Raw genomic sequence first — 14,595 nt, 5'->3', positions numbered from 1 at the left:
CCTTCACTCGGGCGGTCGGAGCCGCGGCCCCGGATCCCCAGCCGGCGTTCGAGCGGATAGCCCAGGCGCCGATGGCCGGCGAAGATGCTCTGCTGGCGGGACTCGCACAGCGTCACCCCGATGCCGTGTGGTCCTGGATGGAGGAACGGGTGGGCGATCCGCGTCTGGCCGCTGCGGCACTGTCCTTCGCCCACGAGCACCCAGCGTGCGAGCCCGGCCTGTTCGACTTGATCCTGCAGGCCGCCTCCGCTGCCTCGGCGGCAGGGGGTGAGGGCGCGGCCCGCTTGGCAGGGAACCTGACGTGGCATTTGGTCGCGTGCAATCAGCCGCTCGCCCAACGCATGGCCGTCCTTGCCTTCTCCTCGGCGAGCGCGTCCAGCTCGCTCCGGCGAGCCGTGATCCGCTCCAGATCCGACATCCGCAGCCCCTCCGCGCCATCTGGCGGCGTATTCGCACGATTACGGATCGTAGCGAGAGGTCGTGGCGGACGCAGTGGAACCCGAGAATCGCCACAGCCGCCCAGTCAGATGATCTTCACCGTGGACACCGGCCGCCGACCAGCACGAGCACGGCAAAGCGCGCGCACCAGCCGACCTGACCTGCGGAATTTCACGATGCACGCCTCTCACTGGACGGTGAACGAGCGAGCCATCCGCCGGCAACGCGGACAGCGACGGCGCCAAGGCCATGGATGAGCTGGTCGACCAGGCTTTCGCGATGATCGCCCCGGCGCTCGACCTCGGCACAGACCCGAGCTGAACTGACCGCGGCCCGGCAGGCGTCGATCCCGCTGCCGAGGCCGAGCACATCACCCGTGCCGCGTCCGCGCCCGCACCAGAATGATCCGCTCGCCCCTCGGGAAGGGGACCTCATGGTCCCCTCATGGGGCCATGGGCATGCGGTGTCCGGTCCCGACGAGTGGGGGCGGACCGGCGCCGCTGATGTTGCTCGCCTCGTCCGAGGCGAGCAACACGATGGCCGCTGCGACTTCCTCCGCCGCGGCCACGCGGCCCACGTTCTCCTGGTAGCAGCCCACGATCGATGCGCCGTCGCCATCGAAGGTGACCGTGTCGGTGATGTGGGTCCGGGTGCCACCGGGGGCGACGGCGTTCACGCGGACGCGACGGTCCCGGTACATGACCGCGGTCGACTTCGTCAGGCCGATGATCCCGTGCTTGGAGACGGTGTATGCGGTGCCGGCGGCGCTGCCGCGCAGGGCCGCCTCCGAGGCCGTGTTGACGATGGCGCCGTTGCCGCGGGCCAGCAGGTGGGGCAGGGCGGCGCGGGTGAGCAGGACGGAGCGGTGAGGTTGCTCCGTATGACCCGCTCCCACTCCGCGTCGCTCACGTCGGCGGTGGCGGTCGTGGTGTCCATGATCCCGGCGTTGTTGACCAGGACGTCGAGGCCGCCGAAGGCTTCCACGGCCGTGCTGATCACCTCGTCGGCGGTGTGCTGGTCGCTCAGGTCGCCGACGACCGCGCGGGCGGTGCCGCGCCCGCTTCGATCTCCTTGACGACCGCCTCGGCGCCGTCGGCGTTGAGATCGGCGACGAGGACCTTGTCGCCGAGCTGCGCGAACCGCAGCGCCGTGGCGCGTCCGATCCCCGACCCGGCGCCGGTGACGACGACGCCGCGCCTTTGTGATCCGGTGGTGCTGCTCATGCTGCCGCTCCTTCCAGGAGGGACACGGCCTGCCGCCAGGGCGTGCGGGCGGCGAGGGCCTGTTGCCAGGGGCGGATGCTCTTGGGTGGCATGCCGACGGTCAGGACGCCGGCGAGGTGGTCACCAGTGCGGTAGGCAGCGGTGAACTTCCGTTGCTCCAGGCTGCCTTCGGCGATCCGCATCTCGTCGTGGCCGCGCAGGTAGCCGTAGGCGCGGATCTTCATGTCGTACTGGTCGGACCAGAAGTAGGGGACGGGCGCGAAGGGGCGCTGGGCGCCCAGGAGGTTGCGGGCGGCGGCCATGCCCTGCTCGGCGGCGTTCGTGCGGTGCTCGATCCGCATCGGCGTGCCGAAGAGCGGGTTGTGCCAGCGGGCCACGTCACCCGCGCCGTACACCCCGGGCGCGGCGGCGCAGTACGCGTCGCAGACCAGCCCGTCGTCCAGGCCCAGCCCGCTGCCGGTCAGCCACTCGGTGTTGGGCCGGGAGCCGACGGCCACCAGCACCGTGTCGGCCTGCACCGTGCTGCCGTCGTCGAGGCGTACGCCGCCGGGGACGATCTCGCTGACCCCGGTCCCGGTGCGCAGGTCCACGCCGTGGTCCACGTGGGCCTGGGCGAGCATGCGGCCGACGTCCTCGCCGACCGCGTGGGCCAGCGGGGCGGGCGCGGGTTCCAGGAGGGTCACGTGGGTGCCCAGGCCGGCTGCCACGGCGGCGGCTTCGGCGCCGAGGAATCCGGCGCCGACGACGGCCAGCGTGCGGCCAGGGCCGAGGCGGTCCTTGAGGGCGAGGGCGTCGTCCGGGGTGCGCAGGACGTGGGCCGGTGGGCCGGGCAGACGCCGGGGGCGGACTCCGGTGGCCACGACCAGTCCGTCGTACGGCACTTCGGAGCCGTCGGACAGCAGCACTGTCCCGGCCGCGACGTCCGCCCCGATGGCCTCGTGGCCGTAGCGGACGTCCAGGTCAAGGGCGTCGAGGCCGGCAGGGGTGCGCAGCGGCAGCCGGTCGGGGCTCCAGGCGCCGGAGAGGATCTCCTTGGACAGGGGCGGGCGGTCGTAGGGGGCGGCGGGTTCGTCACCCATGAGGGTGAGGGGGCCGATGTGGCCCTCCCGGCGGAGGGTTTCGGCGGCGGCGAGGCCGGCGGCGGAGGCGCCGACGACGACCACGCGGCCGGTCGGGGGCACGCTCACGACTCCTCCAGGCGGATGGCGGCCGCGGGGCAGACGGTGGCGGATTCGCGGACGGCGTCGTGGAGTTCGGTCGGCGGAGTCTCGTCGAGGAGGACGACCATGCCGTCCTCGTCGCGCTGGTCGAAGACGTCGGGGGCGAGCAGTACGCACTGGCCCGAGGCGACGCACTTGGGGACGTCGACTTCTACACGCATGACGTTGTGCATGACGTTTCTTCCCTGCTCTTGGTGGGGGGGATCAGGTGGTTGCGGTCACCACGTGACGGGCAGTTCGCGGACGCCGTAGACGGCGGTGGCCTGCTTGAAGGCGACCTCCTCCATCGGTACGGCGATCTTCAGATGGGGAAGCCGACGGAAGACCTCGGGCAGCACGATCTGGAGTTCGGCGCGGGCCAGCGGCTGGCCCAGGCACTGGTGGATGCCGTAGCCGAAGGCCAGGTGCTGGCGGACGTTGGCACGCTCCAGGTCCAGGTCGTCGGGGTTCGAGAAGAACTCCGGGTCGCGGTTGGCGACATGGACGGGAACGATCACGCCCTCGCCCGCGTGCAGGGTCACACCGCCGATGGTGACGTCCTCGACGGCGGTGCGGCGCAGTCCGCCGTGCACGATGGACAGGTAGCGCAGGAGTTCCTCCACCGCGCTCGCGACCTGGTCCGGTCCGCCGAGGATGTGCGGTATCTGGTCGGGGTGGTTGAGGAGGGTGATGGTGCTCAGCGCGATCATGTTCGCCGTCGTCTCATGGCCGGCGAACAGCAGGAAAGCGCTCAGGTCGGCGGCGTCCTGGTCGGTGATCACGCCCTCGTCCACCTGAGCGGCGAGGCGGGTGACCACGTCGTTCCCGGGCGTGGTGCGCTTGGTCCGCACGAGGCCCAGCAGATACTCGCCGAGGTTGGCGAACGCCCGGGCGGATTCCTCTGCCGGGGCGTTCAGATCGACGAGGGTCTTCGACTGCGCCTGGAAGAACGGATGGTCCTCGTAGGGCACGCCCAGCAGCTCGCAGATCACCAGGGACGGCAGCGGCAGCGCGAAGTGCTCCACGAAGTCGGCGGGACCGCTCAGCTCGGTCAGGCCGGTGAGGAGCTCGTCGGTCAGGCGGGCGATGGCCGGGCGCAGCTCGTTGATGCGCTTGACCATGAACTCCCGGGTCAGGGTGCGCCGCATCGCCGCGTGGATGGGGTCATCGTGGCTCGCGAAGAAGCCGCGCGGGTTCTGCGGCTGGCCTTCCCTGAAGGTGGGTGCGCCGGGGTGCGCCGGGTCGGAGCTGAACGCCGGGCTGCCCAGTACCGCCCGGGCGTCCTCCCAGCGGGTCACCAGCCACGGAGTGAGCCGTCCCTCCCACAGGGAGACACGGGTGACGGGCTGTTCCTCACGTAGCTGCGCATACAGCGGCGGGGGGTCCAGGGGCGCGGCCCGCGGGCGGGTGAGCGTAAACGCGGGGAGGGTCGGAGACGAGGTCATGACTGTGCCTTTCCAGCATCGGTTAACGCTGTTAGTCGAAGGATTGTTAGACTAACAGCGTTAACCGATGAATCGGAAGCCCGGATGTCGGACCCGACGAAGCGCCGACCGCCGGCGACAGGAGGTACCGAGGGTCGGTAGGCTACTGCGGGAAGCGAGGAGAAGGCCATGAAGCCGCAGGTCGAGCGGGTACCCAACGTGCGGGGCGAAGGTGAGCGGCTGCGGCAGGAGATCCTCGACGCGGCGACCCGCATCCTGGAGGAGACGGGGCGCGAGGACGCGCTCTCTCTGCGCGGGGTCGCCCGCGAGGTCGGTATTTCCGCGCCCAGCGTCTACCGGCACTTCAAGAACAAGGCCGACCTGGTCTCCACCGTCCTCGACGCCACCTACCGCACACTGGCCGTCGTGATGAGCGAGGCCGGCGAGTCGGCCGCCGCGGCAGGCGCGAGCCCGTTGGGGCGCGTGCGGGCCACCGTCAAGGCCTACCGCAGGTTCGCCATCGACAAGCCCCGCCGCTACCGGCTGATGTTCAGCCTGGAGTACGAGCCCGAGCGTCGGCCCTCCACCGACCACCCCATCGACACCGTGCTCCAGGCGTGGACCGATACGGCTGACGCCTACCTCGCCGAAGCGGCCCCCGGCTGTCGGACGGAGGCAGGGCACTTGGGTATCCACCTGTGGACCGCCCTGCACGGCCAGCTCGTCCTGTGGCGCACCCTGCCGGGCCCCGTAGCCAGCAGCGAAGCCATCCTGATCGAGATGGAGGAGTCCTTGCTGCGCTGCCTGCTCCCGGCATCGCAGACTCCGAGCCCCACTGAGCGGTGTGCATCGTGAAGCCGCAGGTCAAGTGTCTGGTGTGCGCGGGGTTCGGGGTGCTCGGGCTGGTCGTGGACGGATGACTACGGCGAAGATCATCGGTCACCGGGAGACTTCGCGGTTTGTGAGGACCAGCAAGGCCCGGACCAGGGCGGTCGCCCACTTCGGGTCGGTGCGGACCTTGCCGAGGACGCGCCAGTTCTTGAGGTGGGCGAAGCCGTGCTCGACGGGTGCCCGGACGGCTGCCAGTGCCGTGTTGGACAGTTTCTGCCCTCGGGTCAGGGGCCGGTTGCGTGCGGCCTTGTAGCCGGTGATCACCGCCGGGTCGGCGCCGGGATCACTGTCGTCGAGGCCGACGAAGCCCAGGTCGGCGATGGCCCCGAGTCCGGCCGCCCGTAGCTTGGCGGTGAGCTGGTCGTGCCGACAGGCGGTGATCTCCGAGGTGCGCCCGGGGCGGGCCGCCGAGATCCACAGCAGTCGGCCCCGGTCGTCGGTGAGGGCGATCACAAGCAGGCCGTGGCATTTGTTCTTGCCGGAGTAGTTCTTCCGGTTCTCCTTCCCGGTTCTGCGCCGGGTGCGGATCACCGATCCGTCCAGCAGTACGGTGCCGCCGCCCATTCGGGCGATCTTCTTCAGGGCCCGGTCCAGGCGTGGGGCGCGGGCGGCGAGCAGGCCGACGACCTCCCCCACCCATCGGGTCACGGTGGTGCGGTGCACTCCGTTGCCGCCGGCCAGGTCGCCGGGCCGCTGGTCACAGCGCAGCACTGCCAGCACGATGGTGGCGATCTTCCCCGCGGGCAGGGCGCGCCACCGCGAACCGATCTTCTTGAGGTGACCGCGTATCAGGTCGGCGAGCCAGTTCAGGGTGGCACTCGACAGCGGCAGGCGGGCGGTGTAGACAAGACCGTCAGGGCCCTCGACAGAACTGTTGTTTTTCTTCACACAAACTCAACTGCCGTCGGGGGCCCGTCAGTTACGGGCGCGCCCCGCGCGACTACGGACGTGCCGTGAACCGCCCGTCGCCCCGCTTGTGCAACCAGCCGCGGTCGGCGAGCTTGGTCATCTTGGCCCGCAGAGGTTCCAGCTTGCCGCGCACCGCGGCATCCAGGCCCAGCCGCTCGCCGACCGCCCTGACCTGCACCGGGCCGTCGGCTTCCCGTACGATCGCGAGGATCTTGCGGTAGTCGCCGGGCAGTGCGCCCTCGTCGGCCGCGTCGCTGCGGTGCGGGATGAGCAGGACTGCCCGCCCGGCCACCTTCGCCGATGCCGGAGCGACAGTCGCGGCGTCGGCGAGGGCCTGCTCGGCCAGGCGGTTCAACCCCGCTCCGCGACCGCCAGTTCATCGCGCTCGGCCTGGACCTCCTGAAGCTGCTTGGTCAGCTGCTCGGCGAGGGTGTCCAGCTCGCTCCGCCGATCGTTGATCCACTGCCGTTCCTGCATCCCCCGCGCCCTCCCGCGTTCTCACGGTGTGTCGACCTGCTGACGGATCGTATGCGGGGGCCGGCCGTGGGCGCAGCCGAACCCCGCATCCCGCCGGAGCCGGACCCGCCCGATGATCTACGCCATGGTCATCGGCCGCCGACCGGCACGAGTACCCAACTCTCCATTCACACCAGACCCGCGACCTGCGACTTCACGATGCACACCGCTCAATGAGCGTGTGACAAACAATGACGAAGGCGCAACGCCGTTCCCTGCCACAGGGTTCTTCGTAGGCACGATGACCGGCATCCCGATCGGGATCGGGCTCGGGCTGTCCGTCTTCGACAACATGGCGATCGGCCTGGTACTCGGCAGCGGCGTAGGCGGAATCCTCGGCATCTTTTCCCGGCGGCTCGGCGTTAGGTGACACCTCGGTAATGTTGTGATCACGTTGCCTGCGCTGGCGAGGACGGTGCCGTGCCGTCGGCTTCACCTGACGGCGCCGCGTGAGGCGCCTGGTCATGAGGGTGATGGCGGCCCAAGTGATCAAGGTCTCGGAGTGCTGGACGAGTCGTTCGTAGTCGCGGGCGTGACGGGGTGCGTGCATGATCCAGGCCAGCGATCTTTCGACGACCCACCTGCGGAGCAGGACGGCACATCCGGTGGTGACCTTGGGGCGGCTGACGGCCTTAAAGGGGCCGCTGTATCGCGAGCTTCCGCGAACGCCTGCGGCCATGGGGTGCCAACGGTGCCGCTATTCACACGGCCTCGTGGTCCGCAACAGATGTGTGCTGTCGCGGTCTCTCGCGTTTCCCGATCCACGCCGTGAGGATCAGGCAGGCGGCCATGCAGCCCAGTGCGGTGGCCTGTAGCGCCGTATCGGAGGCAGCTTCCGCGCCTACGCCGTGGTTTTGGTCGCTGACGGCCCCAGCGAGGGCAACGCCGAGGCCGGCCGCCACCGTGATGATCGTCTTGGTGACTCCTGATGCCTCCCCGGCCCGCTCCGGCCTGATCACCCCCTGAGTGGCAATGAGAGTCAGCGAATTGGCGGTCCCGAGGACCACACCTCCCACGGTTGCTGCAATCAGGTACACCACGAGCGAGGACGCCCAGGCGAGGCAGGCGAGGACAACGGCTCCCATGCCGAGGCAGATGGTCATCACGCGCACCGCGGCTGGTGGGGCTACACGTCCTGCGAGCGGTCCTGCGAGGGCCATGGCCAGTGCCGGGACGAGGAAGGCGGTACCCGCGAGGGCGACCGACAGGTCCCACTGCCCCTGGAGCGTCAGGGGCACGACGAACAGGAACATGACCGTTGCGGCGTTGGCCACTCCTCCGGCGAGGGTGAGTGCCACGTAGGGTCCGTTGCGGAAGAGTGTGAGCTCGACCAGTGGGCTTGCCGCCTTGCGTTCTTGCCATACGAACCAGGTCAGCAGGGCGGCCACGACGACCAGGCCGGCCAGGCTGACGGGCCACTGCCAGTGTCGGCCGCGGTCGACGACGAAGGCGAGGGCCGCAAGCGCGGCCGTGGCGGTGAACAGTCCGCCCCAGTCGACACTCCGGTGCGTGCTGGTGTCGTAGCTTTCGGCGGTGCGGGAGGCCCATACTGCGCCGAGGACAGCGAGGGGGACGTTGAGCCAGAACACCGCCCGCCAGGACACCGCCTCGGTGAGGGCGCCCCCGATGAACGGGCCGCAGGCGGTGGCGATTCCGCCGATGCCCAGTGCGCGGCCGGTGGCCCGGCCTCGCAGTTCGCTCGGGTAGACGTTGGTCAGCAAGGACAAGCCCACTGGCATGATCATCGCGGCGCCCGCCCCTTGGGCCACCCGGGCACCGACAAGAACGGGCAGTGTCGGGGCGAGCGCGCAGACCAGGGACGACGTGCCGAACAAGGCAAGGCCCAAGACCAGCAGCCGCCGCCGGCCAAACAGGTCGCCAAGGCGTCCCGCACCCAGCATCAGCGTCCCTGTGGACAGCAGATACGCGCTGATCACCCACTGGAGGCTGTCGCCTCCGGCGTGGATATCACGGCCGATCTGCGGCAGGGCCAAGTTCAGGGCGAACGAGTCGAGCTGGATACAGAACACGCCCACGGACATGGCCAGCAGGGCCCATCGTCGGGCAGCGAGTGCCGGTGTCACTACGGCCCGGCCTCCTTCCTCACGCTGCAGCGGCAGCATCGTTGGGAACATCGCCGCACGGCGGAGCGGCGGTTGAGGTGCGGATGACAAAAGGGGGAAGGCGCAGCCAGAAGAGGGACCCCTGAAGAGGGCGTCACTGCTGCTCAGAGAAGGGAAGATGCGAGTCCCGGAAGAGTGGGGCTGCCCGCAGAACTGCTGAAGCGCCACGTCGTGCGGAGCGGATGCGTAGGCCCGCTGCTCGCCGGACGACTGAGAGATCACTGTAATCGACACCGAACTGCTTGCCAACTCCCCCTGGTGGCCGTGGAAGCCGCTGCGGAGGGCCCGAGAGATATCGGCCATCATCGGCGGAGCGCCGGCCCGCTCGCTCTCCGTGATCCGCGTGCGCTCTCCTGCTGGGTCCCGCGTCGCCGCACATTGGCGCCCGGGCGGCAAAAGCCCAGCTCATCGCTCGTCATATGTGAGTGGCACTGGTCGGCGTCGCTTACGCATGCGGTCCCGGCGCGAGTGGGACGACGCTGCGCCGCCCGCCACGGCGCGTCTACGCTCGCACACCTGCTGTGACCAGCCTTTTTCCTGGAAAACGATGCCTGGTTGCTGACGGGGCTTAATTGAGTGCCCCTGCCATTGGCCGCCTCATCGTCAGCCTGCTACCAATTTTGTGTGGCCCCCGAGGGTGATGTGCAGAGGTTTTTCAGAGTCACGCTCTCGTGGGGCCGCATTGGGCTGCGTACATATCCCGAAGGAAGCCGAGAGAACGTAATCCCTGCACTTCGCGACGAACTCAGGCGGTTGCAATGGCGCTCGATACGCAAGCGATCCCCTCTACCCGTCCGCAGCTGGATCCCACTCGCAGGACACGCTACAAGGCGGAAATAGCATCGGTCTCTCCTACGACAAGCCGAACTACTTTCGAGCAGTACGACACGTGTTTTCTCGGCGTCAGCCTCGAGAACGGCAACTTCAGGACCGCCAAACTGACGAGCATGGTCAAGTGGATCTCACGGAGGTTCACACGGTGCACTGTGCTCATCGGCGACAGCATTCATCGGCTCACGCTGGAATCGACCCGCGGGATGCCGCCCAAGGAGGCCCGGGAGCGGGCTATGGAACTCGGCAGCCAGTTCGCGGAGAACGAGCGAAAGGTCTTCGACGAGTTCAGCGGCTCCACCGACTTCACCTACCTGAACTGCAGCGACGTGCAGGACAGTCGGGAGTTCTCGGAGTTTCACGGCGAGTTGACAACGTTCTTCACCAAGGACGATGTGTTTCGCTCGTCGGTGGAGTCATTCGGACGCGCCTATCACCGCAAGCACTCTTGCGGAGCCAGTGCGGCTGAGTGGGAAAGCCGCATCAGGATGTCCAGCGAGTACTTCCTGGAAGAGTTCGCCATATTCGCCTGCCTCAAGCAGCAGGGACTTCCCGTGATGGTATATCCAGGATCTTTCAGCACGCTTTCCGAGATAGCAAGAGGAGAGCATCCGGGAGCGCCAGAAGAACTGCGCGATCTCATCGTCGTATCCCTCCACTTGAAAGGCCGGTGAGTATGGAGTCCACGCCTCGTACACCGGCTCCCGAGATACGCCGGGGGCAGATATACCGGGACGTCTACGCGAAGCGGTCCCCTGACCGGCCGGCCCTCGGTGAAGCGCGGCTCGAGAAAGCCCAGATTTCTTCTGGGAAGCTGCGCTTCGTGGATTCATCTGCCCGGGACCGGGCATTCAGTGACGGAGTCTTCTTCTTGGAGATCCCCGCCGAAGTCGACGTCTCGGCCGGTGACGCGTTCGCTCAGCAGTTCTACTGCGGGCCGTCCGCCGTCCCGTATGGCCGGTTCCGCACCATCGGCAGCGACCGCTTCGGCGACCCACTGCTCGGCTTCCACCAGCGGATCAACCAGATCGAGCAGTTTCTTCTGGAACGGCGCTTCTGGGGCACCGACTATCCGCCGGAGATCGCCGCGCTCGGCGAGGTGCTCACCCGGATCTCGCAGCAGGTGCTGTGCTCCGTGCTCGCTCACGTGGGCATATCCGAGCAGGACTGGGCGCGGGCCACCGGCGGCTGCTCGCAGTCCGGCGGCTCGTACCACCTGACGTTCAACCACTACCGGCCCGCGCAGGAGGAGATCGGCCTCAGCTCCCATAAGGATGACGGCTTCCTCACCATCTTGCGGACCACTGCCCCGGGCCTGGAGGTCGCCCGTGGCGACCACTGGGAGGTCGTGCCCGCAGACCCGGACTGCTTCATCATCAACTTCGGGCTGGCCATGGAAATCCTCACTGCGGACAGCGGAACACCCGTCGCGGCGATCATGCACCGGGTCTCGCAGCAGCAAAATGACCGGTCCAGCTATGGGCACTTCAGCTCCAGCGGCTGCCTGCCCGGGGAGGACCAGGGCATCTACCGCTACGTTCAGGGCGTCGGCCTGGAACGCATCTGCGGCTCGCGCGAGCTCATCGACGAGAACGACTACGAGATCTACGCCGGCACCGAGGCCCCGGACACCTCTGCCTCGCCCCTTCACATCACTGCGGAAGGCGGGCGCGGATGAGCACCGGGGCTTTGACACTCCAGCGCGCATCGGTGCAGGGGACGGGCCTTGCCTTCCACACCGAGGGCGGCCTGCCCCAGGCGCTGCAGGACGGCTGCTTCCTGCTCGCTATACCCACCGGATTCGATCCCGGGCCCGGTATCACCCTGTGCCGTGAGTTCTACCGCGCGCCGGAGGAGGGCCCAGATGGGACCCGGGCCTATCGCGGCTTCCGGACGCTGGAGGGCGTCTACTTCGACCGGGAACACTTCCAGACCGAGCACGTCCTCATCGACGAGCCCGGACGTCGGCGCCACTTCCCCCGGGAACTCATCACCATGACCGAGCAGATGGGCGAGCTCACTCTGCTGGTGCTGCGCTGCGCGATGGCCGAGCTGGGCATCGCCACGGCCCTGTGGAGTGAGATCACCGGCGGAGCTGTCGACGGGCGGGGCACGCACTGGTTCGCGGCGAATCACTACCGTTCCGAGCGGGCTCAGCTGGGCTGTGCCCCGCACAAGGACACCGGATTCGTGACCGTCCTCTACAACGAGGAGCCGGGCCTGGAAGCGTCTGTCGACGGAGTGTGGGTCCCCATCGACCCGGCGCCCGGCCACTTCGTGGTGAACTTCGGCGGGGCCTTCGAACTGCTCACTGCGGCTCTGAGCCGGCCGGTGCGCGCCATCTTGCACCAGGTCAGGCAGTGCGCCCCGGTGCCCGGTGCTGCCGACCGGTTCTCGTTCGCGGCCTTCGCCAACCCGCCGGCCGTCGGAGACCTCTACCAGGTTGGCCGCGACGGTTCCGCCGCGGCGGTGCGCAGCTCTGCGGACTTTCTGCGAGAGTTCAACGAACAGACCTGGTCCGACCGGCACGCTGACTTCGGGATCGCCCAGTCGGTCGGCGCGGGCAGGGGTGGGCTGTCGTGACCACCTCAGCCGACGGCCGCCGTGCCGTCCGCAAGGACACGGCCGTCGCCCTGCCGCAAGGGCCGGGTGCGCCCTTCCCCGGAGTGATCGCGCACCATCGGGGACCCAGTCGGCTGCACGGCCACGCTCCGGCCTTCCATGAGGCGACCGTGGTGCGCGGCGAACCCGCCTCGCACTACTTCCGCGCCTCCGGCATCAGTGCCCTCGCCGAGGAAAACGGCGGCCTGTGCACGTTCTGGATGGGGCAGCGGCTCGCTCTCTACCAGATCACCAACACCCCTGTGGCTGGGGAGGACGTCCTCGCGCCCTCTACCGACGCCAACCGTGCGCTGTTCGGCGATTTCATGGGGTCCATGCCCCACGACCACCCGGACCGCCCGGCGAAGCGCGCCGCAGTCGAACGCTTTCTGGGCAACGGCAAATTCGTGGAGGGTCTCGAGCCGGCCATCCGGCGGTACACGGCTGACCACCTGCGCCGTGCGGCAGGGCAGGAGATCCCGCTCGACGACTTCACGCTGTCCCTGACCGCGTACGTGGACAGCATGATTCCTGGCGTCCTCGACCTCACCCTGCGGCCTTTGCCGGAATACCTGCACTCGGCAGAGTACGGCCGTGTGGTCCGCGGCTTCTTCGACCTCGCCTCCGACGTCATCAGCAACGACAACCCACAGGCGATGCGAGAGTTCGACGTCATCGTCCCGTTCGTCCGCGACCTGCTGACGGACAACTTCGAGTCCCTGGCCCAGGCCCCCGCATCGAACATGATCCGGCGCTACTTCGCGCTCTGGGAACGCCCCTTCACGCGCCACAGCGTCGCCACGCTGGACACCGCGCAGACCAAGGAGCTCGGCACGATCATCGTGGCCACGTACGACACCACGGCCCTGAGCCTGATGTGGGCACTGGGCTATGTGGAGAGCGCACCGCAGGTCAAAACCGCGCTCACGACGGAGGCACGGGACGGTGGTGACAACGGCCGGTGTCCACACAGCGGCTCCTCGCTGTCCGTGACCGACCTCGCGGTCCTGGAAGCCGTACGGCTGGGCGGCAGTAATCCCAGCTCCCTGTGGCGCCGTACGACCTGGCCCTTCACCATGCACCACCGAGGAGCTGAGGTGACCGTCCCGCCGGGCACCATGGTGTGGCTGGACCGGCGGCAGGCCAACCGCGATCCGGCGGTCTTCCCGGAGCCGTGCCGCTTCGCACCGGCCAACATCAAAGCCATCGCCCGCTCCGGGCGCGAGACGGTCTCCTCCCTGCTCTCCCGCGGGCGCTATGAGATCAACTCGTTCAGCATGATCAATGCCGAGCGGAACCCGCGTAAGTGCCCCGGCCGCCTCTTCTCTGTGCGGATGCAGTCCCTCGTCCTGCAGGAGCTGTACGGCCACTACACGGTCAGCGCACAGGGCGTCGATCTCCAACTGAAGCCTCACGCTTCCATGCCACGCCCCGCACGTCCCGGAACGATCACGATCCACCCGGACACCGGCACACCCAGGGAGCCGATCCGATGACGACCTTCAACGCCGTGACAGCGAGGGAACCCGTTGTCCTGCCCCCGATGCCCGGCGAGCAGGAGGCTCTTGCCGCCTACCCGCCGATCCCGCTCGAGCGCTCCCGGCTCCACGGCCAGGACCTGGTCTTCGACCGCGAGGAAGGGTTCGACCGGGCGCTGGCCCAGGGCTTCTTCTTGCTGCGTATCCCCGACAGCCTCGATACCGAGGCCGGCGACCGGTTCGCCGCGCACTTCCACCAGGACCGGACCGGCGATGCCCTCGACGGCTACCGCGGCTACCGGGACATCGATGTCCCCGGCGCCTACCAGGGTTACTTCGACCGCGAGCACGATCAGTGGGAGAACTTCTACATCGAGCAGGCGAACTGGGCACTGCTGCCTGCCGAGGTCGCCGAGCTGGGACGCGGGATGACGGGCCTTGGTATCACCGTCCTGCGGGCTGTCTTCCGCCACCTGGACATCCCGCCGCAGCTGTGGAGCACGATCTCCAGCGGGCTGTCCGACGGCCGAGGTCACCAGATGTTCGCGTTCAACCACTTCCGTTCTCGCAAGGCCACCCGCGGCTGCAAGTTCCACCGCGACTCCGGATGGGTGACCGTGCTCCGCTCCTTCGAGCCCGGCCTGCTCGCGCTCATCGAAGGACGGCTGAGTGCCATCAACCCCGTACCGGGGCACTTCATCGTGAACTTCGGCAGCTCCCTCGAAGTGCTCACCGCGGCCCTGCCCACGCCTGTGCGCGCCAACGTCCACGGTGTGGTCGCCACCGAGCGGGCCGCCGGCCGGCCCGACCGGACCTCGTACGTCACCTTCCTGGACTCCGGCCTCGACGGCACGATCTACCGCCTCGAAAACGGCACGGCGCGTCCCGTGCAGTCGGTCGCCGACTTCGCCGTACAGGAAGTGAGCCGCACGTACGACAACGACATCGCGCTCTAAGCGCGC

15 protein-coding genes and 1 pseudogene are annotated in these 14,595 nt (G+C 68.5%); 7 read left to right on the top strand and 9 right to left on the bottom strand.

Annotated elements, in window-relative coordinates; genetic code table 11:
- The 5 genes and pseudogenes from LCH29_RS05660 to LCH29_RS05640 form a co-directional block, all read right to left on the bottom strand.
- Positions 1-194: hypothetical protein (locus tag LCH29_RS05660; protein ID WP_446460563.1), on the bottom strand; the 194-nt coding region annotated here is incomplete at its 3' end.
- 686 nt (positions 195-880) lie between these two features.
- Positions 881-1,661: pseudogene (locus tag LCH29_RS05655) on the bottom strand (SDR family NAD(P)-dependent oxidoreductase).
- Positions 1,658-2,848 (bottom strand): NAD(P)/FAD-dependent oxidoreductase, encoded by a 1,191-nt coding sequence (locus tag LCH29_RS05650; protein WP_446460562.1) that lies wholly within the window; start codon positions 2,846-2,848, stop codon positions 1,658-1,660. Before LCH29_RS05650 ends, LCH29_RS05655 begins: the two are co-directional and overlap by 4 nt.
- The gene (locus LCH29_RS05645) at positions 2,845-3,042 is read right to left on the bottom strand and encodes a ferredoxin (protein WP_446460561.1); all 198 of its coding nucleotides are present in this window, start codon (positions 3,040-3,042) and stop codon (positions 2,845-2,847) included. The genes LCH29_RS05650 and LCH29_RS05645 overlap by 4 nt, the downstream gene beginning before the upstream one ends.
- A gap of 57 nt (positions 3,043-3,099) precedes the next feature.
- Positions 3,100-4,305: a cytochrome P450 gene (locus LCH29_RS05640; RefSeq protein ID WP_446460560.1), complete on the bottom strand. Its 1,206-nt coding sequence runs from the start codon at positions 4,303-4,305 to the stop codon at positions 3,100-3,102.
- Between the two features lie 168 nt (positions 4,306-4,473).
- Here LCH29_RS05640 and LCH29_RS05635 point away from each other — a divergent pair, with 168 nt between their 5' ends.
- Positions 4,474-5,139, top strand: coding sequence for a TetR/AcrR family transcriptional regulator (locus LCH29_RS05635; RefSeq protein ID WP_446460559.1), 666 nt, complete (start codon positions 4,474-4,476; stop codon positions 5,137-5,139).
- Positions 5,140-5,223: 84 nt separating this feature from the next.
- Here the strand turns inward: LCH29_RS05635 and LCH29_RS05630 are convergent, their stop codons facing one another.
- The 3 genes from LCH29_RS05630 to LCH29_RS05620 are packed head-to-tail and all read right to left on the bottom strand — an operon-like array spanning position 5,224 to position 6,561.
- Positions 5,224-6,063: a transposase family protein gene (locus tag LCH29_RS05630; RefSeq protein ID WP_446460558.1), complete on the bottom strand. Its 840-nt coding sequence runs from the start codon at positions 6,061-6,063 to the stop codon at positions 5,224-5,226.
- A gap of 52 nt (positions 6,064-6,115) precedes the next feature.
- Positions 6,116-6,439 (bottom strand): hypothetical protein, encoded by a 324-nt coding sequence (locus LCH29_RS05625; RefSeq protein ID WP_446460557.1) that lies wholly within the window; start codon positions 6,437-6,439, stop codon positions 6,116-6,118.
- On the bottom strand, positions 6,436-6,561 hold the full coding sequence (locus tag LCH29_RS05620) for a hypothetical protein (protein WP_446460556.1): 126 nt from the start codon (positions 6,559-6,561) through the stop codon (positions 6,436-6,438). Before LCH29_RS05620 ends, LCH29_RS05625 begins: the two co-directional genes overlap by 4 nt.
- A 220-nt stretch (positions 6,562-6,781) precedes the next feature.
- On the opposite strand from LCH29_RS05620, the gene LCH29_RS05615 reads away from it, so the two are divergent.
- A complete protein-coding gene (locus tag LCH29_RS05615; RefSeq protein ID WP_446460555.1) occupies positions 6,782-6,970 on the top strand; it encodes a hypothetical protein in 189 nt (62 codons plus the stop codon).
- A gap of 331 nt (positions 6,971-7,301) precedes the next feature.
- Here the strand turns inward: LCH29_RS05615 and LCH29_RS05610 are convergent, their stop codons facing one another.
- Positions 7,302-8,723, bottom strand: coding sequence for an MFS transporter (locus LCH29_RS05610; RefSeq protein WP_446460554.1), 1,422 nt, complete (start codon positions 8,721-8,723; stop codon positions 7,302-7,304).
- Between the two features lie 758 nt (positions 8,724-9,481).
- Between LCH29_RS05610 and LCH29_RS05605 the strand changes: the two genes are divergently transcribed.
- From LCH29_RS05605 to LCH29_RS05585, 5 genes are all read left to right on the top strand, one after another.
- The gene (locus tag LCH29_RS05605) at positions 9,482-10,228 is read left to right on the top strand and encodes a tRNA-dependent cyclodipeptide synthase (RefSeq protein WP_446460553.1); all 747 of its coding nucleotides are present in this window, start codon (positions 9,482-9,484) and stop codon (positions 10,226-10,228) included.
- Between the two features lie 197 nt (positions 10,229-10,425).
- Positions 10,426-11,232, top strand: coding sequence for a 2OG-Fe(II) oxygenase family protein (locus tag LCH29_RS05600; protein WP_446460552.1), 807 nt, complete (start codon positions 10,426-10,428; stop codon positions 11,230-11,232).
- Entirely contained in the window at positions 11,229-12,137 is a 909-nt protein-coding gene (locus tag LCH29_RS05595) for a 2OG-Fe(II) oxygenase family protein (protein WP_446460551.1), read from the top strand. The genes LCH29_RS05600 and LCH29_RS05595 overlap by 4 nt, the downstream gene beginning before the upstream one ends.
- On the top strand, positions 12,134-13,651 hold the full coding sequence (locus LCH29_RS05590; RefSeq protein ID WP_446460550.1) for a cytochrome P450: 1,518 nt from the start codon (positions 12,134-12,136) through the stop codon (positions 13,649-13,651). The genes LCH29_RS05595 and LCH29_RS05590 overlap by 4 nt, the downstream gene beginning before the upstream one ends.
- Positions 13,648-14,589, top strand: a complete 942-nt coding sequence (locus LCH29_RS05585; RefSeq protein ID WP_446460549.1) for a 2OG-Fe(II) oxygenase family protein — start codon at positions 13,648-13,650, stop codon at positions 14,587-14,589. The genes LCH29_RS05590 and LCH29_RS05585 overlap by 4 nt, the downstream gene beginning before the upstream one ends.
- Positions 14,590-14,595: the final 6 nt, after the last annotated feature.

Source organism: Streptomyces sp. BRA346, assembly GCF_052851135.1.
The sequence above is the reverse complement of the archived record's forward strand: the minus strand, read 5'-3'. Positions and strand labels throughout refer to the sequence as shown.

Excerpts from the sequence above, each read along its gene's own strand:
- LCH29_RS05645 (WP_446460561.1), bottom strand. The coding sequence starts at position 3,042 with ATGCGTGTAGAAGTCGACGTCCCCAAGTGCGTCGCCTCGGGCCAGTGC.
- LCH29_RS05640 (WP_446460560.1), bottom strand. The coding sequence starts at position 4,305 with ATGACCTCGTCTCCGACCCTCCCCGCGTTTACGCTCACCCGCCCGCGG.
- LCH29_RS05635 (WP_446460559.1), top strand. The coding sequence starts at position 4,474 with ATGAAGCCGCAGGTCGAGCGGGTACCCAACGTGCGGGGCGAAGGTGAG.
- LCH29_RS05620 (WP_446460556.1), bottom strand. The coding sequence starts at position 6,561 with ATGCAGGAACGGCAGTGGATCAACGATCGGCGGAGCGAGCTGGACACC.
- LCH29_RS05610 (WP_446460554.1), bottom strand. The coding sequence starts at position 8,723 with ATGCTGCCGCTGCAGCGTGAGGAAGGAGGCCGGGCCGTAGTGACACCG.
- LCH29_RS05605 (WP_446460553.1), top strand. The coding sequence starts at position 9,482 with ATGGCGCTCGATACGCAAGCGATCCCCTCTACCCGTCCGCAGCTGGAT.
- LCH29_RS05595 (WP_446460551.1), top strand. The coding sequence starts at position 11,229 with ATGAGCACCGGGGCTTTGACACTCCAGCGCGCATCGGTGCAGGGGACG.
- LCH29_RS05585 (WP_446460549.1), top strand. The coding sequence starts at position 13,648 with ATGACGACCTTCAACGCCGTGACAGCGAGGGAACCCGTTGTCCTGCCC.